The 24,221-nt window shown below is 72.3% G+C and carries 26 protein-coding genes; 14 read left to right on the forward strand and 12 right to left on the reverse strand.

Annotated features, from left to right (window positions below):
* Positions 1-67 precede the first annotated feature (67 nt).
* Positions 68-1,564: an FAD-dependent monooxygenase gene (locus ACZ4VA_RS27290; RefSeq protein ID WP_356176360.1), complete on the reverse strand. Its 1,497-nt coding sequence runs from the start codon at positions 1,562-1,564 to the stop codon at positions 68-70.
* Between the two features lie 266 nt (positions 1,565-1,830).
* Positions 1,831-2,241: a hypothetical protein gene (locus ACZ4VA_RS27295; RefSeq protein ID WP_356237865.1), complete on the reverse strand. Its 411-nt coding sequence runs from the start codon at positions 2,239-2,241 to the stop codon at positions 1,831-1,833.
* Positions 2,242-2,940: 699 nt separating this feature from the next.
* On the opposite strand from ACZ4VA_RS27295, the gene ACZ4VA_RS27300 reads away from it, so the two are divergent.
* Positions 2,941-3,381 carry a hypothetical protein gene (locus ACZ4VA_RS27300; RefSeq protein WP_355793898.1) on the forward strand — a complete coding sequence of 147 codons (441 nt, stop codon included), beginning with the start codon at positions 2,941-2,943 and terminating at the stop codon, positions 3,379-3,381.
* Between the two features lie 193 nt (positions 3,382-3,574).
* Here the strand turns inward: ACZ4VA_RS27300 and ACZ4VA_RS27305 are convergent, their stop codons facing one another.
* Complete coding sequence (locus ACZ4VA_RS27305) at positions 3,575-4,303, reverse strand: SDR family oxidoreductase (RefSeq protein ID WP_468082804.1); 729 nt, start codon at positions 4,301-4,303, stop codon at positions 3,575-3,577.
* A gap of 75 nt (positions 4,304-4,378) precedes the next feature.
* On the opposite strand from ACZ4VA_RS27305, the gene ACZ4VA_RS27310 reads away from it, so the two are divergent.
* A complete protein-coding gene (locus ACZ4VA_RS27310; protein ID WP_355793896.1) occupies positions 4,379-4,756 on the forward strand; it encodes a MerR family transcriptional regulator in 378 nt (125 codons plus the stop codon).
* A 269-nt stretch (positions 4,757-5,025) separates the two neighbouring features.
* Positions 5,026-5,313 carry a chaplin gene (locus ACZ4VA_RS27315; protein WP_355793895.1) on the forward strand — a complete coding sequence of 96 codons (288 nt, stop codon included), beginning with the start codon at positions 5,026-5,028 and terminating at the stop codon, positions 5,311-5,313.
* Between the two features lie 105 nt (positions 5,314-5,418).
* Here the strand turns inward: ACZ4VA_RS27315 and ACZ4VA_RS27320 are convergent, their stop codons facing one another.
* The 4 genes from ACZ4VA_RS27320 to ACZ4VA_RS27335 all read right to left on the reverse strand — a co-directional run bounded on the left by ACZ4VA_RS27320 (position 5,419) and on the right by ACZ4VA_RS27335 (position 7,616).
* Positions 5,419-5,973 (reverse strand): TIGR03086 family metal-binding protein, encoded by a 555-nt coding sequence (locus ACZ4VA_RS27320; RefSeq protein WP_388902917.1) that lies wholly within the window; start codon positions 5,971-5,973, stop codon positions 5,419-5,421.
* The gene (locus ACZ4VA_RS27325; RefSeq protein ID WP_355786789.1) at positions 5,970-6,509 is read right to left on the reverse strand and encodes an SRPBCC family protein; all 540 of its coding nucleotides are present in this window, start codon (positions 6,507-6,509) and stop codon (positions 5,970-5,972) included. The genes ACZ4VA_RS27320 and ACZ4VA_RS27325 overlap by 4 nt, the downstream gene beginning before the upstream one ends.
* Positions 6,506-6,868, reverse strand: coding sequence for an ArsR/SmtB family transcription factor (locus tag ACZ4VA_RS27330; RefSeq protein WP_355786786.1), 363 nt, complete (start codon positions 6,866-6,868; stop codon positions 6,506-6,508). The genes ACZ4VA_RS27325 and ACZ4VA_RS27330 overlap by 4 nt, the downstream gene beginning before the upstream one ends.
* Before the next feature lie 148 nt (positions 6,869-7,016).
* On the reverse strand, positions 7,017-7,616 hold the full coding sequence (locus tag ACZ4VA_RS27335; protein ID WP_468082807.1) for a helix-turn-helix domain-containing protein: 600 nt from the start codon (positions 7,614-7,616) through the stop codon (positions 7,017-7,019).
* 145 nt (positions 7,617-7,761) lie between these two features.
* Here ACZ4VA_RS27335 and ACZ4VA_RS27340 point away from each other — a divergent pair, with 145 nt between their 5' ends.
* The 5 genes from ACZ4VA_RS27340 to ACZ4VA_RS27360 all read left to right on the forward strand — a co-directional run bounded on the left by ACZ4VA_RS27340 (position 7,762) and on the right by ACZ4VA_RS27360 (position 12,137).
* Complete coding sequence (locus ACZ4VA_RS27340) at positions 7,762-8,754, forward strand: alpha/beta fold hydrolase (RefSeq protein WP_468082809.1); 993 nt, start codon at positions 7,762-7,764, stop codon at positions 8,752-8,754.
* Between the two features lie 146 nt (positions 8,755-8,900).
* Positions 8,901-9,746, forward strand: a complete 846-nt coding sequence (locus ACZ4VA_RS27345; RefSeq protein WP_355786778.1) for an RNA polymerase sigma factor SigF — start codon at positions 8,901-8,903, stop codon at positions 9,744-9,746.
* A gap of 143 nt (positions 9,747-9,889) precedes the next feature.
* Positions 9,890-10,264 carry a hypothetical protein gene (locus ACZ4VA_RS27350; protein WP_356176073.1) on the forward strand — a complete coding sequence of 125 codons (375 nt, stop codon included), beginning with the start codon at positions 9,890-9,892 and terminating at the stop codon, positions 10,262-10,264.
* Between the two features lie 246 nt (positions 10,265-10,510).
* Positions 10,511-11,503, forward strand: a complete 993-nt coding sequence (locus tag ACZ4VA_RS27355; RefSeq protein WP_356176070.1) for an ArsR/SmtB family transcription factor — start codon at positions 10,511-10,513, stop codon at positions 11,501-11,503.
* Between the two features lie 178 nt (positions 11,504-11,681).
* Positions 11,682-12,137 carry an RICIN domain-containing protein gene (locus ACZ4VA_RS27360; RefSeq protein ID WP_355786772.1) on the forward strand — a complete coding sequence of 152 codons (456 nt, stop codon included), beginning with the start codon at positions 11,682-11,684 and terminating at the stop codon, positions 12,135-12,137.
* Between the two features lie 134 nt (positions 12,138-12,271).
* Here the strand turns inward: ACZ4VA_RS27360 and ACZ4VA_RS27365 are convergent, their stop codons facing one another.
* Entirely contained in the window at positions 12,272-13,141 is an 870-nt protein-coding gene (locus ACZ4VA_RS27365; RefSeq protein ID WP_356176067.1) for a LysR substrate-binding domain-containing protein, read from the reverse strand.
* Between the two features lie 161 nt (positions 13,142-13,302).
* On the opposite strand from ACZ4VA_RS27365, the gene ACZ4VA_RS27370 reads away from it, so the two are divergent.
* Complete coding sequence (locus ACZ4VA_RS27370) at positions 13,303-14,355, forward strand: bile acid:sodium symporter family protein (RefSeq protein ID WP_468083003.1); 1,053 nt, start codon at positions 13,303-13,305, stop codon at positions 14,353-14,355.
* Here ACZ4VA_RS27370 and ACZ4VA_RS27375 read toward each other — a convergent pair.
* Both ACZ4VA_RS27375 and ACZ4VA_RS27380 read right to left on the reverse strand, forming a co-directional pair.
* Positions 14,249-15,484 (reverse strand): hypothetical protein, encoded by a 1,236-nt coding sequence (locus tag ACZ4VA_RS27375; protein WP_356176064.1) that lies wholly within the window; start codon positions 15,482-15,484, stop codon positions 14,249-14,251. The two genes, ACZ4VA_RS27370 and ACZ4VA_RS27375, sit on opposite strands and share 107 nt — an antisense overlap.
* Before the next feature lie 10 nt (positions 15,485-15,494).
* On the reverse strand, positions 15,495-17,372 hold the full coding sequence (locus tag ACZ4VA_RS27380; RefSeq protein ID WP_468082812.1) for an exo-alpha-sialidase: 1,878 nt from the start codon (positions 17,370-17,372) through the stop codon (positions 15,495-15,497).
* A 292-nt stretch (positions 17,373-17,664) separates the two neighbouring features.
* Between ACZ4VA_RS27380 and ACZ4VA_RS27385 the strand changes: the two genes are divergently transcribed.
* Positions 17,665-18,207, forward strand: a complete 543-nt coding sequence (locus ACZ4VA_RS27385; protein WP_355782754.1) for an isochorismatase family protein — start codon at positions 17,665-17,667, stop codon at positions 18,205-18,207.
* A gap of 115 nt (positions 18,208-18,322) precedes the next feature.
* On the opposite strand, the gene fdhD is transcribed toward ACZ4VA_RS27385, so the two are convergent.
* Entirely contained in the window at positions 18,323-19,171 is an 849-nt protein-coding gene (gene fdhD / locus ACZ4VA_RS27390) for a formate dehydrogenase accessory sulfurtransferase FdhD (RefSeq protein ID WP_468082814.1), read from the reverse strand.
* Positions 19,172-19,326: 155 nt separating this feature from the next.
* Positions 19,327-20,298, reverse strand: a complete 972-nt coding sequence (locus ACZ4VA_RS27395) for a 2-dehydropantoate 2-reductase (RefSeq protein ID WP_355782758.1) — start codon at positions 20,296-20,298, stop codon at positions 19,327-19,329.
* 307 nt (positions 20,299-20,605) lie between these two features.
* Between ACZ4VA_RS27395 and ACZ4VA_RS27400 the strand changes: the two genes are divergently transcribed.
* The 4 genes from ACZ4VA_RS27400 (at position 20,606) to ACZ4VA_RS27415 (ending at position 24,210) form a co-directional block, all read left to right on the forward strand.
* Positions 20,606-21,937: an OFA family MFS transporter gene (locus ACZ4VA_RS27400; RefSeq protein WP_355782761.1), complete on the forward strand. Its 1,332-nt coding sequence runs from the start codon at positions 20,606-20,608 to the stop codon at positions 21,935-21,937.
* Positions 21,906-22,040 carry an MFS transporter small subunit gene (locus ACZ4VA_RS27405; protein WP_356176056.1) on the forward strand — a complete coding sequence of 45 codons (135 nt, stop codon included), beginning with the start codon at positions 21,906-21,908 and terminating at the stop codon, positions 22,038-22,040. The genes ACZ4VA_RS27400 and ACZ4VA_RS27405 overlap by 32 nt, the downstream gene beginning before the upstream one ends.
* A 158-nt stretch (positions 22,041-22,198) precedes the next feature.
* Positions 22,199-23,137 (forward strand): beta-ketoacyl-ACP synthase III, encoded by a 939-nt coding sequence (locus ACZ4VA_RS27410; protein WP_356176053.1) that lies wholly within the window; start codon positions 22,199-22,201, stop codon positions 23,135-23,137.
* A 398-nt stretch (positions 23,138-23,535) separates the two neighbouring features.
* Positions 23,536-24,210, forward strand: a complete 675-nt coding sequence (locus ACZ4VA_RS27415) for a GntR family transcriptional regulator (protein WP_355794400.1) — start codon at positions 23,536-23,538, stop codon at positions 24,208-24,210.
* The last annotated feature ends 11 nt before the right edge of the window (positions 24,211-24,221 follow it).

The following is a 24,221-nucleotide window of genomic DNA, read 5'->3' on the forward strand; positions in this document are numbered from 1 at the left end:
TGTGTCCCTTCGTCCGGGCCGGGCGAGCGGCGCCCGCGCCCTGGGCCTGTCGGTCTCGGTGGTGGTCTCATCCCCGCAGCGGCGGCCCGAACCAGGTGGCCAGCGCCGTACGCAGTGCGGAGGTGTCGGGTACGCCGCCGGAGGCCGCCCAGGCGACGTGGCCGTCGGGCCGGATCAGGAGCGCGTCGGGAGCGGGGATGTCACCGACCGCCGGGACGGGCCAGTGCTCGTCCGCGCTGCGTGCCTCGATCAGGTCGATACGGTCGGCCCAGCCCTTGGCGGCCGCCGCGACCTCGGTGCTGCCGCGCAGGTCCAGCAGCACGGGGCGGGCGGCGTGCAGCAGTTCGTGCACCCCCTCCGCGCCCTCGTACCCTTCGAGGTCGGCGTCCGGCACCCGCCGTCCCGCCAGCGGGTGTTCGCCGTCGACGGGGTAGCGCAGGTCCAGCGCCGTCAGCAGGTGACGCAGGTACTGGTTGACGTCGTCGAACACCATCAGGGCGCTGAACACCTCGCGCAGCGCGTCCGTCTGCGGGCCGGGCCGCACCAGCGCCGACTGCGCCCGCGTGTTGTGCAGCACGCGCTCCCCGACGGGGTGCCGCTCCGCGTGGTAGGTGTCCAGCAGACTCTCCGGGGCCTGGCCGCGCACCACCGAGGCGAGCTTCCAGCCGAGGTTGACCGCGTCCTGCACTCCCATGTTCAGCCCCTGCCCGCCGGCCGGGAAGTGGATGTGCGCCGCGTCGCCCGCGAGCAGTACCCGGCCCGCCCGGTACCGGTCGGCCTGCCGTGCGGCGTCGCTGAACCGGGAGACCCACCGGGGGTTGCGCATCCCGAAGTCGCTGCCCGCGACCCGGACGAGGGACTCCCGCAACTGGTCGAAGGTGGCGGGCTCGTCGCGGTCCGCGACCCGGTCGAACTCGGACGTGATCACCCGGTACCACCCCGGCTCGAAGGCGATCGCGGAGTAGTCGCCGCCGGGAGTGCGCCGCACCCACACGTAGTCCTCGGGCAGATCGGGCAGTTCCACGTCGCCGATCAGCGCGGTCATCGTCGCCTCGGTGCCCGGGAAGCCGATGCCCGCCAGCTTGCGCACCGTGCTGCGCCCGCCGTCGCAGCCCACCAGATAGCGGGCGCGCAGCGCTGCGCGCCCCCGTGCGGTGTCCAGCTCGACGCTCACGCCGCTCTCGTCCTGCCGGAGCGCACTCACCTCGCAGGACCGGCGCACCCGTACGCCGAGTTCCTCCGCCCGCTCCTCCAGGAGCCGCTCGATGGCGGACTGCAGGATCATCAGCGGGTAGGGGTGCCTCGACTCGGACTCGTCGAAGTCGAGGTAGAGGCCGGAGAAGTGGCCCACCGGCTGGAGTGAGCCCTCGGCGAGGAAGCGGTCGAGGATGCCGCGCTGGTCCAGCACCTCCAGGGTGCGGGAGTGGATCCCGCCGGCCCGTGACTCGCCCGACCGCTCGGCGAGCCGCTCGACCACCACCACGTCGGCACCCGCCAGCCGCAGTTCGCAGGCGAGCATCAGGCCCGTGGGCCCGGCGCCCGCGATCACCACATCCGTGTCCATGCCGGCGTCTCCCACGTCGTCCCCCTCTGTCACGCTGCGCCCGTCACGTCGTCGCCTCCACCGTCACGCACGCGGGGCACGCGGTTCAAGGCATTCCGGTCCCGTGAGGGGGCGCACGGCCCGAGGACTTGTCCTGTCCCGCCGGCGGGACAGGACAAGTGGTACGGCCGACGCCCGGGCCCCGCCGGAGAGCTGTCCGGCGGGGCCCGGGCGTCAAGTGAGGGTCAACTCCCGTCAGCGTCACGGGATCTCCTCCTGTCAGTGACTCAGGCGGCGTCGAGGGCGTCGGTGATCTTGCGGGTCATGGCGGCCAGGGTGGGGTTGGCGGTTCCGCCCTTGGCGGTGCGGGCGCCGGCCTCGACGGCGACCAGGACGGTGTCGCGGAAGTTGCCGGCCTCCTCGGGCGCCTGCTTCTTCAGCAGGTCCATGGCCTGGGTGAGGGCGGGCAGGACACGGTCGGCGATCTCGGCCGCGGACTTGCCGCCCAGGTCACCCACCGACGACTTCTCCGCCAGCACGTGCCCGACCGGGCCGGTCGCCGAGGTCAGCGCGATGCTGCCCTGGGTGGCCACCTTGTGCGGGGAGTCGGCCCCGGCGGCGGCGGCCATCAGCGTGACGGCCCCGTAGGCGGCGTTGCGCAGGGTGACCTTGTCCTGGTCGCTGAAGGTGACAGACATGGGGGGCTCCTTAGTACGTCGAACACCGTTCCCGGCGTCGCTCCGTTTCCGTGACCCCATGGTGGCACATATTTGGCGCCATGTGGAGCCGTTATTGGCGCCACATGCTGGGGTCACGTGACCACGGCCGGGGTAAATCTTAGGTTTATGCAGGTGAGAGCGCGCGCCACACTGGCGTCATGGTGGCAACATTTCTTATTGGAACGTCCGATGGGGAGGCCTTCGGTGGGGTACCACGGGCGCCGGGGTCGGCCGAGTGGCGCACTGGGGACCGGTTCGGGGCGGCCCGGGTGCACGGGGAGGCCCCGGGGCGGCCGGACCGTGCGCGCACGCAGCAGAGCCCGCCGGTGCCCTCGGGGGATGGTGGGGGCACCAGCGGACGGTTCGGCGCTCCGCGGAGGTTCATGACCAGCTGCATCGGAGCTCACGAACCGAGAGCGTTCCATGCGGTACTCGATCGGCACTCGCGGCGCGGTGGAGCCGGCGCGAGTGAGGCGCGCGGGCCCACCCCGAAGTCCACGGCACCCCAACCGCCTTGCTCTGCACCGTTGTTGTCGTTCGCTGTCGTGACACTGGTAACAGAACGGTGACGGGATGCCCCACAACTATCAGGGGGCACGCCGGGTCTCATCTTCCGTGGGCGGCAACGACCGGCCGTTCGCAGCGCATCCGCGCACACCACAACAGGGGGAACACGTCATGAAGTCGACCCGCCGCAAGGCAGTCACCGCAACCGTCCTGGCCGCACTCGCCCTCGGTGGCACGCTCGCCGCGACCGCGCCGGCCTCGGCCGCCACGCCCACTCAGTACAACGGTGCCTGTGGCACCGGCTACGACGTCATCAGGGCGACGCCGATCCGCTCGTCGCAGTCCACCGTCCCCGCCACCACGTTCGTGACCTACAACAGCAGTGCCGGCAAGGTCTGCGCGGTCACCGTGCGCACGAACCCCGGTACCCGGGTCTTCATGGAGGTCACGCTGGACACCTGGCCCTACAGCAGCGGCGAGGCCAAGGACTCCGGCTCCTACGGCAGCTACGCGGGCCCGGTCTACAAGGACGTCCCGGACGACGGCCAGTGCCTGACGTGGAGCGGTTCGTTCGACATCTACTACAACTCGGAGAACGGCAACTGCACCTGAGCGACGGGTGGTCGGCGCCTCGCCGTCAGACCGCCTTCGTCGCGTAGGCGATCGTCCCTCAGGCCGTACGTTCGTGAGCAGCCCCTCCCCGCAGTCCGTGCGGGTGGGGGCTGCTCGATGTCGTCGCGAGCTACTTGAGGCGAGCTCGGTGATCGCCGAGGACCTGCGGGTGAGCGTCCGGTCGGTGGGGCTCTCAGGCCGCCATCAGCGCCGCCAGGGCGCGGTCCATCGCGGCGTCGAACTCTTCCGGTGTCAGCGGCAGACGGGACTTGACGTCCCGACTCCACTGGTCGGCGAGGACCTCGGCGGAGCCCGCCTGGACTCCGTCGAGCGCCGCGTCGGCAAGGTCCGACGGCGCGATCTTGTCCACGGGCCAGCCCGCCGCCATGTCGGTGTCGGCCAGGCCGAGGTGTACCGCTGTGACGAGCGTGCCCTGCTCGGCGAGCTCCAGGCGGACGCCGTTGGTCATGGCCCAGGCGGCGGCCTTGGTCAGGTGGTAGGCATTGGCGCCCTTGCCCCCGAACCAGGACATGGCGGAGAGGACGTTGACGATCGCGCCCCCGCCGTTCCTGGCGAGCGCCGGCGCGAACTCCCGGATCATTCCCAGGTGGCCGAACATGTTGGTCTCCAGCTCGTGCCGTACCGCGTCCAGGGAACCGGTCACCAGGTCGGTCCCCGTGTTGATTCCCGCGTTGTTGATGAGCAGCGAGACGTCCGGGGCGGCCTCGGCGGCGGCCCTCACGGATGCGGGATCGGCGATGTCGAGGGTCAGCACCTCGACCCCGGGCAGGTCCACGGTCTCCGGCCGGCGTGCCGTCGCGTAGACCTTGCGGGCGCCCCTTTCGAGCAGGCGCTGGGCGAAGGCGCGGCCCAGGCCGCGGTTGGCTCCGGTGACAAGGGCGACGGAGTTGTTGATGTCCATGCCCGGTACGCTAAAACCTGACGCCAACGTCAGGGGCAAGTGCCGACCGTCAGGGCCGGGGTGAGAGGAATCACCATGACCGTCACAGGGGCCGCGGCCGAGCGGCTGATCCGCATCGGCGAGGTGGCGCGGGGCGCGGGCGTCTCGGTACGCGCGGTGCGCTACTACGAGCAGCAGGGGCTGCTCATCGCGGAGCGCAGCCCGTCCGGCCAGCGCCTCTACCGGCAGGACGCCATCCCCCGGGTCCGCTTCTTCCAGCAGATGTTCGCCGCCGGCCTGACCAGCCAGAGGATCGCGGAACTCCTTCCGTGCTGGGACGCCGGGCACACCGATGCGGAACAACGAGCCATGCTGCGAGCCGAGCGCGAGCGCATCCAGGCCAAGGCCGACGACCTGCGGGCTGCCCTGGACCGCCTCGACGAGGTCATCGCGATCACGGACACGCACCCGTAGGCCCGGCCAGCCAGACCTCCCGTCAGCGAGCTCACCTCGCTGACCTGGTCGGGGCGCTGAGGAGTCGCTGAGGGGGAACTGCTGTCGGGCGGTCGACGGTGACGACGGCCGACGTATATACGAAAACGTGGCCCATACGAGTGAAGAAGTCCCGTCGGGGCAATCCGGGCGGGGTCGGCGGACGGACCAGCGTACGAGGGTCGCGAAGAGTGCGGCCCGGGCGGCCGCGACCAGCGGCAGCGCAACGCACCTGTCTGTGAGGTAGTTCCATGCTTCGTGTGATCAAGAGCCTGTCCCTGCTGGCCGCTGTCGGCGGCGCCGTACTGGGCGGCTCCGCCGTGGCGGCGGCCGACAGCGACGCGCAGGCGGTCGCGGCGAACTCGCCCGGTGTCCTGTCCGGCAACGTCGTGCAGGTCCCCGTCCACGTGCCGGTCAACGTCTGTGGCAACACGGTCAACGTCATCGGGCTGCTCAACCCGGCCTTCGGCAACGCGTGCGTCAACGGGTCCCACCACGGCAACCAGCACGGCTCCCAGCACGGAGGCATGTGGAAGTAGCCGTACAGCCGCCGTCCGCACATCGGCGGGCGGCGGTCTCTCGCCCAGGGCACGGGACCGAGGTCCAGGCCTCCGGGCTCGCCGTCGAGGCGGCGGGCCCGGAGGTCAGGGGTTGCGGCCGATGAAGGCCAGCAGGCGGGTCTGCACGTCGGCGCTCTCGGCCACCTCCACTCGCGGCCCGTACTGGCCGCTGGCGCGGAGCACCTCGTCGAGCGGGAGCATCCCGTCGAGCAGCTGGGCGCACTTGCCGGGGTCGAGGCGCTCCTCCTGGCCGGTGGCCCGCGCCAGGTCCCAGGTGTGCATGAAGACGTCGGCGGTGTAGAACCGGTCCACCGCCTGGTCCAGCGGGACCTCTCCGATGTGCGGGTTCGACAGCACCTTGTGCTCCGTGGCCGGATCGTCTAGCAGGGCCTGCACGCCGTCGCTGTGCACCGTCCAGGCGGCCACCGGGTCGTCGTCGACCGACGGCCCCGTGGGCAGCTCGACCCCGGCGCCCGCCTTCAGGAAGGCCGGGAACCACTCGACGAGATGGCGCACCACGTCCCGGGCGACCCACCCCTCGCACGGCGCCGGGTCGTCCCAGGAGGCGGGACTCGCCGCGCGCACGCGCTCGGTGAACACCCCTGCTACGACGCGGTGTTCGTCGGCTGCACTCGTCATGATCTTGCGCCTTTCGTTTCGGTACGCCGGTCGGCGCTGCCGCTCTGGCGGCCGAGCAGTTCGTCCAGGCGCTCGTGGCCTTCCCGGACGCCGCGCTGCATACCGCTCTTGATCATCGAATCGCGGGCCTCGACGGAGTCCATCAGGGACTTGGTGGTGACGCGGGTGCGGCCGTCGAGGTCCTCGAAAGTGGTGGTCTCCAGGCTGACGCCGTCCGGGAAGCCGTCGTAGGCGAAGGTCTGCACGATGCGCTCGGCGGGGCGCACCTCGTGGAAGACGCCGCGGAAGCCGTACTCGGTGCCGTCGTCCTCGCTGTGCACGTAGCGGTACGACCCGCCGCTGCGGGCGTCGTACTCCTCGATCCGCATCGTGAGCCGGCGCGGCCCGAGCCACTGGACGACCAGCTCGGGGTCCGTGTACGCGCGGAACACGCGGTCCGGCGAGGCGTCGAACTCCCGGGTGATGAGGATGGTGGGCAGATCCGGGTCGGCCACGATCCGCGTCTCGTGCCGGCCGTTCGTCGTCGCGGCGCTCATGATGCCGCCTCCTTCGTCGCGCTGTCCGTCACCGGCTGCCGCGCCGTCTGCTCCAGGACGGCGTCGAGCCGACGGAAGCGGTCCTCCGCCTCACGCCGGTACCGTTCGATCCACTTCGTCATCAGGTCGAAGACGTCCGCCTCCAGGCGACAGGGGCGCCGCTGGGCGTCCCGGCCACGACTGACCAGACCGGCGTCCTCCAGCACCCTGATGTGCTTGGACACCGCCTGCACGGTCACGTCGTACGGCTCGGCCAGTTCGTTGACCGTGGCGTCCCCGGAGGCCAGCCTCGCCACGATGTCGCGCCGGGTCGGGTCGGCCAGAGCGGAGAACACCCGGGAAAGCCGGTCGTCGCCCACCTCGCACCTCACATCCTCAACCAGTCGGTTGAATAACCGTACGACCCGGCTCGCTGCGTTGTCAACCGACTGGTTGAATAGCTTGGTCGGCCGGGCTTCGGCCGCCCTCAGGTTGCGATTTCTCGGCACGGTGGGCCTCCCGTGGCACTCACCCGGCCGTCGGCCGGCCCCGGGGTCTCGGGCGTTCGCCCTGGGGGCCGAACAGGATCAGGTATTCGGTCGGGCCGCCGGTCCCGGCGTTGCCCACTCCGTGCGGGGTGCGCGTGTCGAACTCGGCGACCTCGCCCGCCGTGAGGACGAGGTCGTGGTCGCCGAGCGCCAGCCACAGGCGCCCGGACAGCACGCACAGCCACTCGTACCCCTCGTGCGTCATCTGCCGTGGCCGTTGCGGCTGTTCGTCCGCCGGGGGCAGGACGTGCTTGTGGGCGTGCAGGCCGCCCACGTAGTGCGTCAGCGGCAACACCACCTTGCCGGACACCGGACGCCGGGACGGCGGGCCCGCCGGCTTCCGCGCGGGGCCCGGGGCGAGGCCGGTCAGCTCGTCCAGTGAGGAGCCGTACTCCCCGGCCAGGCGCAGCACCAGCTCCAGGCTCGGTGTGCGCCTGCCGTTCTCGACCCGGGACAGCGTGCTCAGGGAGATGCCGGTCGCGCGGCTCACCTCGGTGAGTGTCGCTCCGCGCCCCTCGCGCACGGCCCGCAGCCGTGGCCCGATGGCGGCCAGGGATCGAGCGATGCCCTCGTCCGTCATCGACATCGCCCCTTTTCGGTCAGTGCCCGTACTCCGGGTCTCTGACGTGGCCATTTGCCAATCTGACAAGGGTAGTCGCCCTCCCCGGGCGGCGCGACGCATGATCGGTGCGGGGCCGAGGCCACCGCCAGTGCGAGGAGAGAATATGAACGAGCGCCAGCCGTCCGCGACGCCGCGCCACCGCACCATCGAGACATCCGGCGTACGACTGCACCTGGTCGAACAGGGCGCGGGGCCACTGGTCCTGCTCGTCCACGGATTCCCCGGGTCCTGGTACACCTGGCGTCACCAGCTCCCGGCGCTCGCGGCGGCGGGATATCGCGCCGTGGCCCTCGACGTGCGCGGCTACGGCCGCTCCTCCACGCCGTCCGCGACCGATGAGTACCGGATGCGGGCCCTCGTCCAGGACAACGTGGGCCTGGTCCACGCCCTGGGTGAGGAGACGGCCGTGATCGTCGGGCACGACTGGGGCTCGAACATCGCGGCGACCTCGGCCCTGCTCCACCCCGAGGTCTTCCGCGCGGTGGGCCTCATGAGCGTCCCCTACGCCCCGCCCGGAGGCCCCCGGCCCAGTGACGTCTTCGCGGGCATGGGAGGGGACCAGGAGTTCTACGTCTCGTACTTCCAGGAGCCGGGCCGGGCCGAGGCCGAGATCGAACCCGACGTCCGCGGCTGGCTCGCCGGCTTCTACGCGGCCCTGTCCGCCGACACCATGCCGGGGCCGCACGAACCCGACCCGCACTTCGTCGCCGACGGAGGCACGCTGCGCGAACGGTTCCCCCAGGGGCGCCTGCCGTCCTGGCTCACCGAGGCCGATCTCGACTTCTACGCCGGGGAGTTCGAACGTACCGGCATGACCGGAGCGATCAACCGCTACCGCGCCATGGACCGCGACTGGGAGGACCTCAGGCGACTCGACGGCTCGCCGGTCACGCAACCGGCCCTGTTCATCGGCGGAACGCTCGACGCCTCCACGACCTGGATGGCGGACGCCATCGAGGCGTACCCGGTGACGCTGCCCGGCCTGGTCTCCTCCCACCTGCTCGACGGCTGCGGCCACTGGCTCCCCGAGGAGCGCCCCGACGAGGTCAACCGCCTGCTCCTCACCTGGCTCGAAACGGTCTCGGAGGTCGTGTGACCCCGGGCGGCGGCCGCGTGCACGTCACCGACCTCGGGGACGTCGAGGAGATGGCAGGCATGCACGGGGGATGCCGGGGTAGGCGACCTGTCGTCGGCGGCTTCACAGAGGACGGAAGCGGTCGATCGGCTACTGGAGGGAACATCATGGCACTCACGGGCACGGTGACGGCGGACACGCACATAGCCGAGCTACCGGAGGTCGCGGATCCCTGCAAGGTCGCTCCGCGGGACGCCCGCGAGCTGTCCCGCCTCTTCTTCGACCAGCTGGCGCGTCTGGAGGAGGGGACACCCGAGTACAGCTACGCGCGCAACACGCTGATCGAGATGAACATGTCCATGGTCCGTTTCGCGGCGGGACGCTTCCGCAGCCGCGGGCCGCAGGAGATGGAGGACATCGTCCAGGTCGGCATGATCGGGCTGATCAAGGCGATCGACCGGTTCGAGCTGTCCCGCGAAGTGGAGTTCACCACCTTCGCGATTCCCTACATCGTGGGCGAGATGAAGCGGTTCTTCCGCGACACCTCGTGGGCCGTGCACGTGCCGCGGCGGCTGCAGGAGGCCCGGGTCCACCTGGCCCGCGCCACCGAGGAGCTCCGCGGACGCCTGGACCGGGCGCCCACCGTGAAGGAACTCGCCGAGCTGATGTGCCTGACCGAGGAAGAGGTCATCGAGGCGCGGCTCGCGTCGAACGGCTACAACTCCGCCTCTCTCGACGCCGCGATCTCGGGCAGCGAGGACGGCGAGAGCGCGCTGTCGGACTTCATCGGCGCCGACGACGCCGCTCTGGAGCTGGTGGAGGACTTCCACGCGCTGGCGCCGCTGATCGCCGAACTGGGCGAGCGGGACCGGCAGATCATCCACATGCGGTTCGTCGAGGAGCTGACCCAGTCGCAGATCGGTGAACGCCTGGGCGTCTCGCAGATGCACGTCTCCCGGCTGCTGACCCGCACGCTGGCGCGACTGCGCGAGGGCATGCTCACCACCCGCTGACCCCTCGGACGCCGGCGTCGACACGTCCGCCCGGAGCGCAACCGACGCGGGCGCCCCGGCTTCCGGGGCGGGCGGCGGTGGGCGCGGCAGCTGTTGGCACCATGGTGGTGGCAACCGCTCCGGTCCGCAGACGACGAGGTGTCATGGCCAGCCCCGCCCGCCCAGCCGTATGGACGTTCACCCTGGACGAGGACGACGACTGGGTCGCGGCCAGGGAACCCGCCGAAGACGAGAACCTGCGACTCGCGGTGGAGACCCTGGTCATGGGGATCGCCTCGGCCGGAGCCGCGGAGGCGTACCTGGCGGCGTGGTGCGCGGACTCGCGGCGGTGGGGGTCGGGATTCTCCCTGTCGACCATGTCGGCCGGGGTCGAACGCGTCAGCGCCGGGACCGTCGGACTGGTCGACCTCCACGGGCAGTTCGAGGACTGCGAACTCGCGGCCGAGGAGTTCGAGGCGATGCTGCGGGACTACGTGGCGACGGCGCGAGCGGCCGAGGGCAAGACCCCGGGTCCGTGACGTGACCCCCGGGGCCGCGAGGTGTCGGGAGCGGCGGACCGCCCCCCTTCGGACGGGTACGGCATCCTGACCGGCCAGGCACCGAGGGGCTCCCCGGAACCGTGGACGCCCCCCCGTGGCGAAGGTCCGGAAAACGCGTTGTCCGTTGCGCTCGTCCCGGACGACGATGTGTCGGTCGCCACGGGGGCGGCAGCCGGGACCGACCCCGCAGCCGAGGGTGTCCCCGCTCCGTGACGGGGGTGTGTGGTGCTGCGCATTCATTTCACCGCGGAGGATCTCGCCCGCACCCGCGTCGCCGGCACCGTCGGGGCCGCCGCGGAGACGTACTACGGCCTGGAGATGCTGCGCGGGCGTTCCCTCCCGGGACCCTTCCGGCGGTGGCGGGCCTCTGTGGCCGGCCGGCTCGGCGAGGACGCCGGGCCGCTCCTCGCCCTGCTGCCGAGCCGGGGCCCCGGCCTCGATCTGCTGGCGCTCGCCGGCGACTCGCCCGACATCGACCACGCCGTGGAGGCCCTGCTGCGGGCACCGCGCACCCTGCTACGCCGCGAGCTGGAGCCCGTCGGCGTCAGCCCTGCCCACATGCCGTGGGCGAGATGCGTGGCCGACGGGGGCGCCGACGCCCGGCGAGCCCTCGCGGCCGGCCTCGTGGCGTGCCACCGGGTGGCCGTCGCCCCGTACTGGACGGCGCTGCGGTCTCAACTGGACGTCGTCCGCGGGCAGTACGCGAGCACGGTGATGGAGGGCGGCGTCGAAGCCCTGCTGGCCGGACTGAGCCCTCAGCTGGTGTGCTGGCGGCCGCCCGTGCTGGAGCTGCGCCACCCCCGCCCGGTCGAGGTCCACCTGGGCGGCAGAGGGCTGATCCTCGTGCCGACCGTGTTCTCCTGGCGCCGGTTCAGCCTGCTGTACGACCCGTACGACGACGAGGCGGTGCCGCGGCTGACCGTGCCCGCCGTGACCGACCCGGCCGTCGGCGCGGCGCTGTGGCACACCGGCGGCGCGGTCACCGACGATCCCCTGGGCGCCCTGCTCGGACGTACCAGGGCCGCCGCCCTGCGGGTCGCCGCCGGCGGGTGCAGCACCACCGAGCTGGCCGCGCGGCTCGGCGTCTCCGCGCCGGCGGTCAGCCAGCACACCAAGGCGCTGCGCGACGCGCGTCTCATCACCACCAGCCGGCGCGGGAGTTCCGTGCTGCACATGGCCACCGCCCTGGGCCGCGAGCTGCTCGACGGGAACCGGTAGCGCCACCCGGGCACGGCAGTGGCCCCTTAAGCCGTGACTTAAGGGCGTGGCCGCCCGTGTCGGCAGCCCGGAGCATTCATGGCGTCCGGCGCGTCGGGGGAGGCGCCGGACTCCGGACCGCACGGCGATCGTGCCGGGTGCGCCCGTCGAAGAGCCACTGACGAGAAGGAGACCGTTGATGATCAAACGTGCCCTGTCCCGGGCGACAGCACTGGCCGGGGGGACCGCGGCGACCCTCGCCGTGACCGCCCTGCTCGCCGCACCGGCCCAGGCGACGACGACCGTCTGGAACACCTGGGACAACCTGGCGTACGCCAATCAGTGTCTCGACGGGAGTGCGTCCCAAGGGGTCCGGCTCAACACCTGCAACGGGAGCACCTACCAGAAGTGGGACTACTTCTGGGACGCCTCCGCCCAGATCAGGCACTACCAGTCCGGCCGGTGCCTCGACGGGAGCGTCACCCAGGGCGTCCGTCTCGTCGCCTGCAACGGAAGCAGCTATCAGAAGTGGCGTCCCACCGGAACCACCGGTGAGATCAGGCACGTTCAGTCCGGCCGGTGCCTGGACGGGAGCGCCACCCAGGGGGTCCGTCTCGTCGCCTGCAACGGCGGCATCTACCAGCAATGGGTCTAGTCCCGCGGACGTGAACCGCCGGGCGGGAGCGGTCCGGCGCGGACCGTAGGGCGGAGACCCCGGCAAGTCACGGGGGTGGGGGAGTCGTGCCGGGCGGTGTGTCCACGCACCGTCCGGCCGGCCCCGTCGGCCCGCTATCCGCGCCCCCGCTGCAGCCGGTCGCCGCCGCTCAGGATCGCCGCCGCCAGTGCGTCCGCCGCGTCCTGGGCCGCGGGACGGCGCCGGCCGTGGACCAGGACGAAGTCGACCTCGCCCAGCTCGGGCAGTCCCGCCCGCTCCGGCATCCGGACCAGACCCGGCGGGACCAGGCCCCGCGAGTGGGCCATCACGCCGAGTCCGGCGCGGGCCGCGGCGATGAGGCCGTTGAGGCTGCCGCTCGTGCAGACGACGCGCCACGGGCGGCCCTGTCGCTCCAGCGCCTCGAAGGCGAGGGCGCGCGTGATGCCCGGCGGCGGGTACACGATGAGCGGGACCGGGCGGTCCGGCTCCAGCCGCAGCCGCTCGGCGCCGACCCAGACCAGCTCGTCGTGCCAGACCAGCTCGCCGCGCGGGTCCTCGGGACGGCGCTTCGCCAGCACCAGGTCGAGCTTCCCCCCGGCCAGCCGCTCGTGGAGGGTGCCCGACAGCTCCACCGTCAGTTCCAGGTCGACCTCGGGATGGTCATGACGGAAACCTTCGAGGATCTCCGGCAGCCGGGTGAGCACGAAGTCCTCCGACGCGCCGAAGCGCAGCCGGCCGCGCAGCCGCGTCCCGGCGAAGAACGCGCTCGCCTGCTCGTGCACCTCCAGGATCCGCCGCGCGAAGCCGAGCATCGCCTCGCCGTCCTCCGTCAGCTCCACGGAGTGGGTGTCCCGCGTGAAGAGCCTGCGGCCCGCGGCGTCCTCCAGGCGGCGTACGTGCTGGCTCACGGTGGACTGGCGCAGCCCGAGCCTGCGGGCGGCCTGGGTGAAACTCAGTGTCTGAGCCACGGCCAGGAAGGTACGCAGATGAGAGGGGTCGTACACGCCCCCACGCTATCGCGGTACGCGATGACAGTAAGAGCGGTATGACGGATTCCCGATCATGGCCGGGAGAGGACGATGGAGAGGGCACGCCCCGTCCGAGACGAACGACGCACCGAACGAAGCAGTGGAGCACCGTGAAACGCCTGCAGTGGCCGAGCTGGATGCCGATCGACCCGTACATCCTGCTGTTGCTCGGGACGGTGGGCCTGGCGGCCCTCTTCCCGGCGCGGGGTACGGGGGCCGACGTGGCGTCGGGCGCGTCCACGGTCGCGATCGCCTTCCTCTTCTTCCTCTACGGAGCGCGGCTGTCGACCCGCGAGGCGATGGACGGACTGCGCCACTGGCGGCTCCACGTCACCGTCCTGGTCTGCACGTTCGTGGTGTTCCCGCTGCTCGGCCTGGCCGCCCGCGGACTCGTGCCGGTCTTCCTGACCGACCCGCTGTACCAGGGCCTGCTGTTCCTGACACTCGTACCGTCGACCATCCAGTCGTCGATCGCCTTCACCTCCATCGCGCGCGGCAACGTGCCCGCCGCGATCTGCGCGGGCTCCTTCTCCTCCCTCGCCGGCATCGTGCTCACCCCGCTGCTCGCGGCGGCGCTGCTCGGCAACAGCGGCGGCGGCTTCTCCGCCGACTCGCTGGTGAAGATCGTGCTTCAGCTGCTCGTCCCGTTCCTCGCCGGGCAGCTGCTCCGCCGCTGGATCGGCGGGTTCGTCACCCGTCACAAGAAGGTCCTCGGGTACGTCGACCGCGGCTCGATCCTGCTGGTCGTCTACACCGCGTTCAGCGAGGGCATGGTGCAGGGCATCTGGCACCAGGTCAGTGCCGCGCGGCTGGCCGGACTGCTGGTCGTCGAGGCCGTCCTGCTCGCCGTGATGCTGGCACTCACCTGGTACGGCACCAAGGCGCTGCGCTTCGACCGCGAGGACCGCATCGCGATCCAGTTCGCCGGTTCCAAGAAGTCCCTCGCCTCGGGGCTGCCCATGGCCAGCGTCCTGTTCGGCGCCCACGCCTCGCTCGCGGTGCTGCCGCTGATGCTCTTCCACCAGATGCAGCTGATGGTGTGCGCGGTGATCGCCAAGCGCCGCTCCCGCGACCCGCTGCCGGTCAGCGAGGCGGCCCCAGCCGCAGCGTCACGAATCGCGGTCGGTACAGGGACACGTTCCGGCTCAGGTTCGCCTGCGCGGAAACCCCCGTCGGATCCAGCCAGTTGACGTCGTAGCTGAGGACCAGGCGGCCGTCGGCACCGAGCGCCGGATGCGCCTGCGGGTTGTACGCGGCCACCTCGCCGGCGGGCAGCGGGGGGCTGAAACCCCGTGCGGGCCCGCGCCACGGGCCGGTCGGCGAGCACGCCCAGTACGACGTGACCGTGGTCAGGCCCCGGGTGCCGGCGGCCATCGTGAACAGGACGTACGTGCCGCCGTCGCGCACCACCGTGAACGCGCTGCCCACGCCGCGGCGGCGGCCGTCGCCGAGCACCGGGGCCGGGCGGGCCCGCGCCGCCCACTGCGAGCCGTCCCAGTACTCCCAGGCGCCCGGCTCGCCGAGCCGGCCGCGCGGTGCGCGTGCCACGTACGCCGTGGAGGTGGGACGCGCCGTCGCCTGCGCGTCGGTGCCGCCGAAGACGTACGTCCAGTCGCCCTCGTCCAGCGTCGTGGTGCCGAACAGCACGCGCCGGGAGGCGTCCGCGACGGAGCGCTGGTCGAGGACCGTCCGGACGCCTTCGAGCCGCAGTCCGGGCAGTGAGAGGGTGGCCACCTCGGTGGCCGTGGGCACGCCGTAGATCCACGGGGCCGCTCCCGCCGCGCGGGTCCACAGCAGTACGCGGACCACCCGGTCCGGGGAGCCGGGGGAGCGGGGCTCGACCCGGGCCGCCACCGGCCAGCGCCACTGCCCGGCCCCGGGATCGGGGAACAGCGGCGCGGGCAGCGTGCGCTCCAGGCGGCCCGACCGGGACATCAGCACCGCCGAGTTGCGCACGAGCGGTGCGGTCGTGTCGCGCCAGGCGTAGGACTCGCCGACCGGGTTGGGCGGCCCGTGCACCCGGCCGAGGTAGGTGTCGGAGAACAGCCACAGGACCCGGCCGTCCGGCAGCCGCAGCGAGTGGGTGCCGTCGCCGCCGGTCCAGTCGTCGGTGCGCGCCGGGTCGTCGCCGTACCGGGCGAACTCGTCCGTCAGCCTCCCCTCGGTCTTCCAGGACGTGAACGTGCGGGCCGCGCACGCCCCGCCGCCCTCCCGGTCGTGGTCCGGGAGGGCGGTGAGCAGCACGGCCGCGCAGACCAGGGCCAGCAGGACACCGAGGCCGGTTCCCGTCCGTCGTCGTGCTCGTGGGTCGTCGGGCACGGACGGGACGTTAGTGGCCCGCGGTCACCCGGTCCATGGGCAGCCACAGGACGGTGTCCCGGGTCCCGGCGGGCTCGCCCGAGCGGACGGCGGCCAGTTCCTCGTCGCTCAGCGCCCGGTCGTAGACCCTGACCTCGTCGACCGCGCCGGTGAAGTGGGCGCGGCCGTCCATGCGTTGCCCGACGTGCACCCCGAACGGCGAGTTGCGGCTCACCGACCCCGGGACGTCCGCCGTGCCGAGCGCAGCGCCGTCGACGAGGAGGGTGAGCCGTCCGCCGCCGCGGCGCAGCGCGAGATGGTGCCACTCGCCGTCGTTGTACGCGTCGGCGGTGCGCACCGAGGCGGTGGCCGGGGGCGCCGCGCCGTTCCTCGCGGTGATCAGCCCGGTGATCCGGTGGGACGCGGGCTCGCCGCGCAGCCACACCTGCGGCTGGGAGGTGCCGATGCCGCCCATCCACAGCAGCGGCTGCTCGCCGGCGGTGGCGGTGTAGCGGAACCACAGGGAGGCCGTGAAGTCCTTGGTCCCGAGCGGCAGCCGCTCGCTGTACGGCAGCCGTACGGCGTCGTCGGTGCCGTCGAACAGGAGGGCGTTCCCGCTCACGCCCGCCGTGGTGCCGGCGCCGCCGAGGACCAGGGCGCGCCGGGCGTGGGGAGCGCGGTCGGCCGTGGTCGGGTCCGGGCCGCGACGGGGGGCGAGCCAGTCCTCGGTGAACCGGGCGAAGCGGATCTCGTCGCGGGCGTCGACCGCGCCGCCCTCGTACAGCAGCCCCACGCGTTCGCCGTCGACCCGCACCAGGTCGGAGTAGCCGGACCAGTCGGTGGTGACGACCGTCCCGCGGTCCACGCTCTCCCAGGTGCGCCCGCCGTCGTAGGAGGAGCGGATCATCATGGTGCGCCGGCGGTCCGGGTCGCCGGGGCAGGCCAGCAGCAGCCGGCCGCCGAGGCGCAGCACGGAGCCCTGGACCTGGGGGGTGTAGAGGTCGGGGATGTCGCGGAAGGGCGTCACGAAGCTGTCGCCGCCGTCATGGCTGAGGGTCTGGGTGCGGTGGCCGAGGTCGGTGCCGTCCTGTTCGCGGCCGCTGACCAGGAGGGCCCCGTCGGCGCGTTCGGTGAGGGTCATCTCGGAGGGCTTCTGGCGGAAGGTGCCGTCGTCGGCGACCGGCCACGAGTCCGTCGCGCCGATGTCCCAGTGGTCGCCGCCGTCGTCGCTGGTGATCAGCGCGGCGTGGTTGGCGGTGACACGGCTGCCGTTCCAGGTCTCGGTGTTGACGGTGAGGACCAGCCGTCCGGCGTGCTTGCCGCGGGTGAGCTGGACGCCGTGCACGGGACCGGTGGCGTACCAGGAGTTCCAGTGGGCGGGCAGTATCTCGTCGCTCAGGTCACGGGCCCGCGACCAGGTCAGGCCGTCGTCGTCGCTGTACTGCAGGTGCGGGGTCCGGTCGCAGGGCACCGAGCAGCTGCCGCTGTCGGTGCGGCCCGTGTTGTAGGTCTCGGCCAGCAGGATGCGGCCGGTGCGGCGGTCCACGACGGGGGCCGGGTTGCCGTGCGTGTCGCCGCCGCCCTCGTTCACGACCCGCAGCGGGCCCCAGGTGCGTCCGCCGTCCGTGGAGCGCTTGACCACGATGTCTATGTCGGCGGAGTCGCCGCAGTTGAGGACGCGGCCCTCGGCGAAGGCCAGCAGGGTGCCCTCGGTGGTCCGGACGACGGCGGGGATGCGGAAGCAGGCGTAGCCGGGGTCCTGGGAGGCGCGGAAGAGGACCTGCTGCTCGAACTCGCCTGCCGCGGGCGCCTGTTCGGCGCTCGCGGGGCCGGGTAACGCCAGCAGCGCGGCGGTCGTGAGGACGGCGGTGAGAGTGGATCTCAGACGGGTGCGGAGACTCGACGGCATGGTGCGGCCCTGCCCTTCAGGCGTCTGGACATTCTGGACATCCCACGTCCAACGTTCGCGGCACAGACGCTACTTGGGCCTTCCGGGCCCCACAAGAACCGTGCGGCCGGGGATCGGCGCGGCGGCGTCCGGCCCGCGCCCCGATCGCCTGCGGCACGCCGGAAGCACCCTCGCGCGCGATGCCGGGACCGCACCCGGATGGCCCCGCCCCCGGCCGCCGAACGGGAGCAGTTCACACAGCCGTCGATCCGGATTTCCGGTACGGACGGCGGGCGCGGGCTAACGTTCCGTCATGACCGCACCTGAAGCCGAGCCCCGTCTCGCCCTCGACCCCGCACGCTCCGCACTGGTCCTCGTCGACCTGATGGACCGCATCGTCGGGCTGCCCCTGGAGCCGCGGAAGGGTCCCGAAGTCCTCGCGGCCGCCGAGCGGCTGGCCGACGCCTTCCGGGCCGTCGGGGCGCCGGTGGTACTCGTCCGGGTCGAACGGCAGGGCGTCGCCGAACAGCCGCCCGGCAGCGGTCTGGTCGCCGGGCTCGCGGCGGACGGTGACATCGAGATCGTGAAGCGGACGATCGGCGCCTTCCAGGGCACCGGTCTCGACGAGCGCCTGCGCGAGCGCGGGGTCACCACCGTGGTGTTCGGCGGTGTCGCCACCAACCTCGGGGTCGAGTCGAGCGCCCGCGCCGCCGGTGACCTCGGCTACGACCTGGTGTTCGTCGAGGACGCGATGGCCGCGCTGACCGCCCCCGAGCACGAGGCCTCCGTCGGCCTGGACTTCCCGCGCCTCGGTACGGTCGTGCACTCCTCGGAGGTCCGCTTCACCACCGGCTGAGGTCGGGGAAACGGGCCGGCGGGACGGGTACGGGACGGATACGGGCGGGGCCCCGCCGGCGCAGGGGGCGCTCCCCGCCGGTCGGGGCCCCGCCGCCGTGTCGCGGGGGAGCCGGTCAGCCCTGTGCGGCCGCGGCCCGCAGGGCGATGCGGTGCTCACCCGCGTACACGTTCATGGAGGCGCCGCGCAGGAAGCCGACCAGCGTCAGTCCCGTCTCGGCGGCCAGGTCCACCGCCAGCGACGAGGGGGCCGACACCGCCGCCAGCACGGGGATTCCCGCCATCACCGCCTTCTGCGCCAGCTCGAAGGAGGCCCGGCCCGAGACCAGCAGCACCGCCCGCGACAGCGGCAGCGCGCCGCTCTGAAGCGCCCGGCCGACGAGTTTGTCGACGGCGTTGTGCCGGCCCACGTCCTCCCGGATGTCGAGCAGTTCGCCGTCCTCGTCGAACAGGGCCGCCGCGTGCAGGCCCCCGGTCCGGTCGAAGACCCGCTGCGCCTCGCGGAGCCGGTCGGGGAGACCCGCGAGGAGCGCCGGCTCCAGCCGCACCGGGGGAGTGTCGTCGATCGTCCAGCGGGCCGTCGTGCGGACCGCGTCCAGGCTCGCCTTCCCGCACAGACCGCAGGACGAGGTCGTGTACACGTTGCGTTCCAGTGTGATGTCCGGGACGACCACGCCGGGAGCGGTCCGCACGTCGACGATGTTGTACGTGTTCGAGCCGTCCACGGTCGCGCCGGCGCAGTACGCGATGTTCTGCAGCTCGTCCGCCGCGCCGAGCACCCCCTCGCTGACCAGGAAGCCCGCCGCCAGCGCGAAGTCGTCGCCCGGCGTGCGCATGGTGATGGCGAGCGGCTTGCCGTTGAGCCGGATCTCCAGCGGTTCCTCGGCCACCAGCGTGTCGGGGCGGGTGCTCACCACGCCGTCCCGGACGCGGATCACCTTGCGTCGTTCCGTGACTCGTCCCATGTCCTGATCAGCCCCGGTTCTGTACGTGCTGGTGGCCGAGAGCGGCCCTTGCTGCGGAGGTGGCCCGCGGGTCACCGGCCGTCGTGCGGCGAGGTGACCCCCGGCGTCCCATTGTCCCGCACCGGCGGAACGCGGCGGCGGTCCGCCCGGCGCGCTCAGGCGGCAGTCCGCAGCGCGAGCAGGTCCGAGATGGCGTGGACGGTGCGCAGGGTGGGCACCGGGACGCCGGTGATCTCGGCCAGTTCGACGACGGCGGCCAGCAGCACGTCGAGTTCGAGCGGCTTGCCGCGCTCCAGGTCCTGGAGCGTGGAGGTGCGGTGGTCGCCGACGCGCTCGGCGCCCGCGAGCCGCCGCTCGATGGACACCCCGACCTCGCAGCCGAGGGCCTCGGCGACGGCGAGCGTCTCGGTCATCATGATCTCGATGACCTTGCGGGTTCCGCCGTGCAGGCACATCTGCCGCATCGTCGCGCGGGCCAGCGCGCTGATGGGGTTGAAGGAGATGTTGCCGAGGAGCTTGAGCCAGATGTCGTTGCGCAGGTCGGGTTCGACCGGGCACTTGAGGCCGCCCGCCTGCATGGCCTCGCTGAACGCGGTGCAGCGCGGCGACACCGAGCGGTCGGGTTCGCCGACGGAGAAGCGGGTGCCTTCGAGATGGCGGACGACGCCCGGTCCCGCCAGCTCGGTCGCGGCGTACACCACGCAGCCGATCGCCCGTTCCGGCGCGAGCACCGCACTGACCGCGCCGCCGGGGTCCACGCTCTCGACGCGGTGGCCGTCGTGGGGTCCGCCGTGCCGGTGGAAGTACCACCAGGGGATGCCGTTCTGGGCGGCGACGACCGCCGTGGTGTCGTGGAGCAGGGGCTCGATCAGCGGCCCGCACGCCGCGTACGAGTTGGCCTTGAGGCCGAGGAACACGAAGTCGACCGGGCCGATGTCGGCCGGGTCGTCGGTGGCGTGGGCGCGCGCGGTGAAATCACCGCGCGGGCTGAGCACGCGGACGCCGTGCTGCCTCATGGCCGCGAGATGCGGTCCACGGGCGACGAGATGCACGTCGGCGCCCGCACGGTGCAGCGCCGCACCGACGTAGGCGCCGATCGCACCGGCGCCGAGAACTGCGACTTTCACTTGGTGAGCTCCGTCCGGTCGAGGGTACCGAGGAACTGTCGCACTGTGTCGACGAAATATTGTCTACAGGATGGAATGAGAGGCGGCAATACTTCGCGCAGCACGGGCAAACCGCCCCTCCCCGGCCGGCAGGGGACCGAGGCCGCCGCGGGAGGCCGCCGGCCGGACCCGCGGGGGCCATCCGGAAGCCGTTCGTCCGGTCGCACCGACCGTTCGTCGCGCCAGAGGGACCGCTCGTCGCAGACCGCCCGGCCGTCGACGCCGAGCGGGTTCCCAACGGAGCAACCGCTTCCTATCGTTCGGGATCATGAGCCCCCCTGTCGCACCGCCGGGCTGGAGCCGCTGGCTCGTCCCGCCGGCCGCCCTCTCGGTCCACCTCGCCATCGGCCAGGCCTACGCCTGGAGCGTCTTCAAGCCCCCGCTGGAGTCCGCGCTCGGCCTGAGCGGCACCCAGAGCGCCCTGCCCTTCCAGCTCGGCATCGTCATGCTCGGCCTGTCCGCCGCCTTCGGCGGCACGCTCGTGGAGCGCAACGGGCCGCGCTGGGCCATGACGGTCGCCCTCGTCTGCTTCTCCTCCGGATTCCTCATCGCCTCGCTGGGCGCCGCCACCGAGCAGTACTGGCTGATCGTCCTCGGCTACGGCTTCGTCGGCGGGATAGGCCTCGGCATCGGCTACATCTCCCCGGTGTCGACCCTGATCAAGTGGTTCCCCGACCGGCCCGGCATGGCCACCGGAATCGCGATCATGGGGTTCGGCGGCGGCGCGCTCATCGCCTCGCCCTGGTCGGCGCGGATGCTGGAGTCCTACGGCTCCGACTCCACCGGCATCGCCCTCGCCTTCCTGGTGCACGGACTGACGTACGCCGTCTTCATGTCCCTCGGCGTGCTGCTGGTGCGGGTGCCGCGCGGTGAGCGGCCGGTCGCGGCCGGGCCGAGCGCTGTCGATGGCGTCCAGGTGACGGCGAAGAGCGCTGTGCGCACACCCCAGTTCTGGTGCCTGTGGGTCGTGCTCTGCACGAACGTGACCGCGGGCATCGGCATCCTGGAGAAGGCCGCGCCGATGATCACCGACTTCTTCGCCGACAGCTCGACACCGGTGTCCGTCTCCGCCGCCGCCGGGTTCGTCGCGCTGCTCTCGGCGGCCAACATGGCCGGCCGCATCGGCTGGTCCTCGACCTCCGACCTCATCGGCCGCAAGAACGTCTACCGCGTCTACCTCGGCGTGGGCGCCCTGATGTACGCGCTCATCGCCTGGTTCGGGGACTCCTCCAAACCACTGTTCATCGTCTGCGCGCTGGTGATCCTCTCCTTCTACGGCGGCGGCTTCGCGACGATCCCCGCCTATCTGAAGGACCTCTTCGGCACCCACCAGGTCGGCGCGATCCACGGCAGGCTGCTCACCGCCTGGTCCACGGCGGGCGTCCTCGGTCCGCTGATCGTCAACTGGATCGCGGACCGGCAGGAGGACGCCGGCAAGCACGGGGCGTCGCTCTACGGCCTGTCGTTCCTCATCATGATCGGCCTGCTGCTCGTCGGCCTCGTCGCCAACGAGTTCGTACGCCCCGTCCACACCCGTCACCACATCCCCGCGCCGAGGGAGGCCGCCGATGCCGAGCGAGAGCAGTCCGAGTCAGCCTGACCGCCGGTGGCTCGTGGCGCTCGCCTGGGTCTGGGTGGGGGCGCCGCTGTGCTACGGGCTCTACGAGCTCGTACTGAAGGCCAAGCAGCTGTTCACCGGGTGAGGGCGGGCACGCGTACGTAAGGTGTGCCGGCGTCCGACGGCCTGACAGAAGCCGACAAGCATGGCGCCGCAATCCTGTGGCATCACCTGCCGTCGTACCCGCGAGTCACTGATCAGACTGGTGGATCCCGCTACCCAAGGCAACGAGGGGACCCACCCATGAACGGCTCACGGATCGCCGCCGTCGGTCACTACCAGCCCGCCAAGGTGCTCACCAACGAGGACCTGGCGGGCCTGGTCGACACCAGCGACGAGTGGATCAGGAGCCGCGTCGGCATCCGCACCCGCCACGTCGCCGGGCCCGACGAACCGGTGGACGAGCTGGCCGGGCACGCCGCCGCCAAGGCGCTCGCCGCCGCCGGCCTCGGCCCGCGCGACATCGACCTGGTGCTCGTCGCCACCTCCACGGCGATCGACCGCTCACCGAACATGGCGGCCCGGGTCGCCGCCCGCCTCGGCGTCCCCTCCCCGGCCGCGCTCGACGTCAACGTCGTCTGCGCCGGGTTCACCCACGCCCTCGCCCTCGCCGACCACTCGCTGCGGGCCGGGGCGGCGACCCGGGCGCTGGTGATCGGCGCCGACAAGATGACCGAGGTGACCGACTGGACCGACCGCACGACGTGCGTCCTGGTCGGCGACGGCGCGGGGGCCGCCGTGGTCGAGGCGTCGGACGAGCCGGGGATCGGCCCGGTGCTGTGGGGCTCGGTCCCGGAGATGGGCCACGCCGTGCGCATCGAGGGCACCCCGCCCCGGTTCGCGCAGGAGGGCCAGAGCGTCTACCGGTGGGCCACCACCAAGCTGCCCGCCATCGCCCGCCAGGCCTGCGAACGCGCCGGACTCGCCCCCGAGGACCTCGCCGCGGTCGTCCTGCACCAGGCGAACCTGCGCATCATCGAGCCGCTCGCCGGGAAGATCGGCGCCGTGAACGCGGTGGTGGCACGCGACGTGGTCGACTCCGGGAACACCTCCGCGGCCAGCATCCCGCTCGCCCTGTCCAAGCTCGTGGAGCGCGGGGAGATCACTTCGGGCGACCCCGTCCTGCTGTTCGGCTTCGGCGGGAACCTGTCGTACGCGGGACAGGTCGTCCGCTGCCCCTAGGGCCTGTCGTTTGGATCAGGTCGGCCGTGACGGACGGTTCGTCCCGGCCGACCCGAGCGGGGTCTGGTGCGTGCAGCTGCAAGGCGGAGGAGGGAGTCGAAGCGATGGGGGTCCCCCCGCTCGAGCGGAGCCGAGAGTGGGGGAGTCGGCGACCGACGACAACGCCGCAGATGTGCGTGCCAGACCCCGCGACACCGGCCTGATCCAAACGACAGGCCCTAGGTCCCGGAGTCCGAGGGAGTGCCCTCGTCGGGGGCGGTGTGACGAGCGCGACCCCCGCCCGGTCTGGTCATTGTGCGCCGTAGACTGTAGACGAAAGGCAATTCATACTGACTTCACGGAGCCGCGCCGTGACCACTGGTCGCCCGGTGCCGCCGCTGCCCAGAGGGGAGACCGCGATGTTGTCCACCGGACTGCCGCAGGGGGCGGTGCCCAGGCTCGAACGTCCCGGCCCGCTGCGCGACCGCGTCTACGAGGCCCTGCTCGAACTCATCATCACCCGCGCCCTGTTGCCGGGGCAGCACCTGGTGGAGAGCGAGCTCGCCGGACACCTCGGCGTCTCCCGCCAGCCCGTACGCGAGGCACTCCAGCGGCTCAACACCGAGGGCTGGGTCGATCTCCGGCCCGCCCAGGGCGCGTTCGTGCACGAGCCGACCGAGCAGGAGGCCGACCAGCTCCTCACGGTCCGTACGCTCCTGGAGGCCGAGGCGGCCAGGCTCGCCGCCACCTCGGCGGACGACGCGGGCATCGCCGTCCTGGAGGAGCTGTGCGCCGAGGGCGAGCGCGCGGTCGCCGCCGACGACGTGGACACCGCGGTAGCCCTGAACGCCCGCTTCCACACCAAGGTGATGGAACTCGCGGGCAACACGGTCCTCGCGGAACTCGCCGCGCAGGTCGAGCGGCGCGTCCGCTGGTACTACACCCCCGTCGCCCGCCAGCGCGGCCACCGGTCCTGGGAGGAGCACCGCGAGCTGATCGCCGCGATCGCCGACCACGACGAGGAGCGGGCCACGGCGGTGTCCCGCGCCCACACGGAGCACACCCGCAAGACGTACCACGAGCGCGAGCGGTAAGGCCGGCCCGC

Source organism: Streptomyces sp. NPDC028308, assembly GCF_055565855.1.

Excerpts from the sequence above, each read along its gene's own strand:
- ACZ4VA_RS27340 (WP_468082809.1), top strand. The coding sequence starts at position 7,762 with ATGAACGAGCGCCAGCCGTCCGCGACGCCGCGCCACCGCACCATCGAG.
- ACZ4VA_RS27305 (WP_468082804.1), bottom strand. The coding sequence starts at position 4,303 with ATGGACATCAACAACTCCGTCGCCCTTGTCACCGGAGCCAACCGCGGC.
- ACZ4VA_RS27345 (WP_355786778.1), top strand. The coding sequence starts at position 8,901 with ATGGCACTCACGGGCACGGTGACGGCGGACACGCACATAGCCGAGCTA.
- ACZ4VA_RS27370 (WP_468083003.1), top strand. The coding sequence starts at position 13,303 with ATGCCGATCGACCCGTACATCCTGCTGTTGCTCGGGACGGTGGGCCTG.
- ACZ4VA_RS27335 (WP_468082807.1), bottom strand. The coding sequence starts at position 7,616 with ATGACGGACGAGGGCATCGCTCGATCCCTGGCCGCCATCGGGCCACGG.
- ACZ4VA_RS27360 (WP_355786772.1), top strand. The coding sequence starts at position 11,682 with ATGATCAAACGTGCCCTGTCCCGGGCGACAGCACTGGCCGGGGGGACC.
- ACZ4VA_RS27385 (WP_355782754.1), top strand. The coding sequence starts at position 17,665 with ATGACCGCACCTGAAGCCGAGCCCCGTCTCGCCCTCGACCCCGCACGC.
- ACZ4VA_RS27290 (WP_356176360.1), bottom strand. The coding sequence starts at position 1,564 with ATGGACACGGATGTGGTGATCGCGGGCGCCGGGCCCACGGGCCTGATG.
- ACZ4VA_RS27295 (WP_356237865.1), bottom strand. The coding sequence starts at position 2,241 with ATGTCTGTCACCTTCAGCGACCAGGACAAGGTCACCCTGCGCAACGCC.
- ACZ4VA_RS27405 (WP_356176056.1), top strand. The coding sequence starts at position 21,906 with ATGCCGAGCGAGAGCAGTCCGAGTCAGCCTGACCGCCGGTGGCTCGTG.
- ACZ4VA_RS27320 (WP_388902917.1), bottom strand. The coding sequence starts at position 5,973 with ATGACGAGTGCAGCCGACGAACACCGCGTCGTAGCAGGGGTGTTCACC.
- ACZ4VA_RS27315 (WP_355793895.1), top strand. The coding sequence starts at position 5,026 with ATGCTTCGTGTGATCAAGAGCCTGTCCCTGCTGGCCGCTGTCGGCGGC.
- ACZ4VA_RS27410 (WP_356176053.1), top strand. The coding sequence starts at position 22,199 with ATGAACGGCTCACGGATCGCCGCCGTCGGTCACTACCAGCCCGCCAAG.
- ACZ4VA_RS27325 (WP_355786789.1), bottom strand. The coding sequence starts at position 6,509 with ATGAGCGCCGCGACGACGAACGGCCGGCACGAGACGCGGATCGTGGCC.
- ACZ4VA_RS27400 (WP_355782761.1), top strand. The coding sequence starts at position 20,606 with ATGAGCCCCCCTGTCGCACCGCCGGGCTGGAGCCGCTGGCTCGTCCCG.
- ACZ4VA_RS27350 (WP_356176073.1), top strand. The coding sequence starts at position 9,890 with ATGGCCAGCCCCGCCCGCCCAGCCGTATGGACGTTCACCCTGGACGAG.
- ACZ4VA_RS27300 (WP_355793898.1), top strand. The coding sequence starts at position 2,941 with ATGAAGTCGACCCGCCGCAAGGCAGTCACCGCAACCGTCCTGGCCGCA.
- fdhD (WP_468082814.1), bottom strand. The coding sequence starts at position 19,171 with ATGGGACGAGTCACGGAACGACGCAAGGTGATCCGCGTCCGGGACGGC.
- ACZ4VA_RS27415 (WP_355794400.1), top strand. The coding sequence starts at position 23,536 with ATGTTGTCCACCGGACTGCCGCAGGGGGCGGTGCCCAGGCTCGAACGT.
- ACZ4VA_RS27380 (WP_468082812.1), bottom strand. The coding sequence starts at position 17,372 with ATGCCGTCGAGTCTCCGCACCCGTCTGAGATCCACTCTCACCGCCGTC.
- ACZ4VA_RS27310 (WP_355793896.1), top strand. The coding sequence starts at position 4,379 with ATGACCGTCACAGGGGCCGCGGCCGAGCGGCTGATCCGCATCGGCGAG.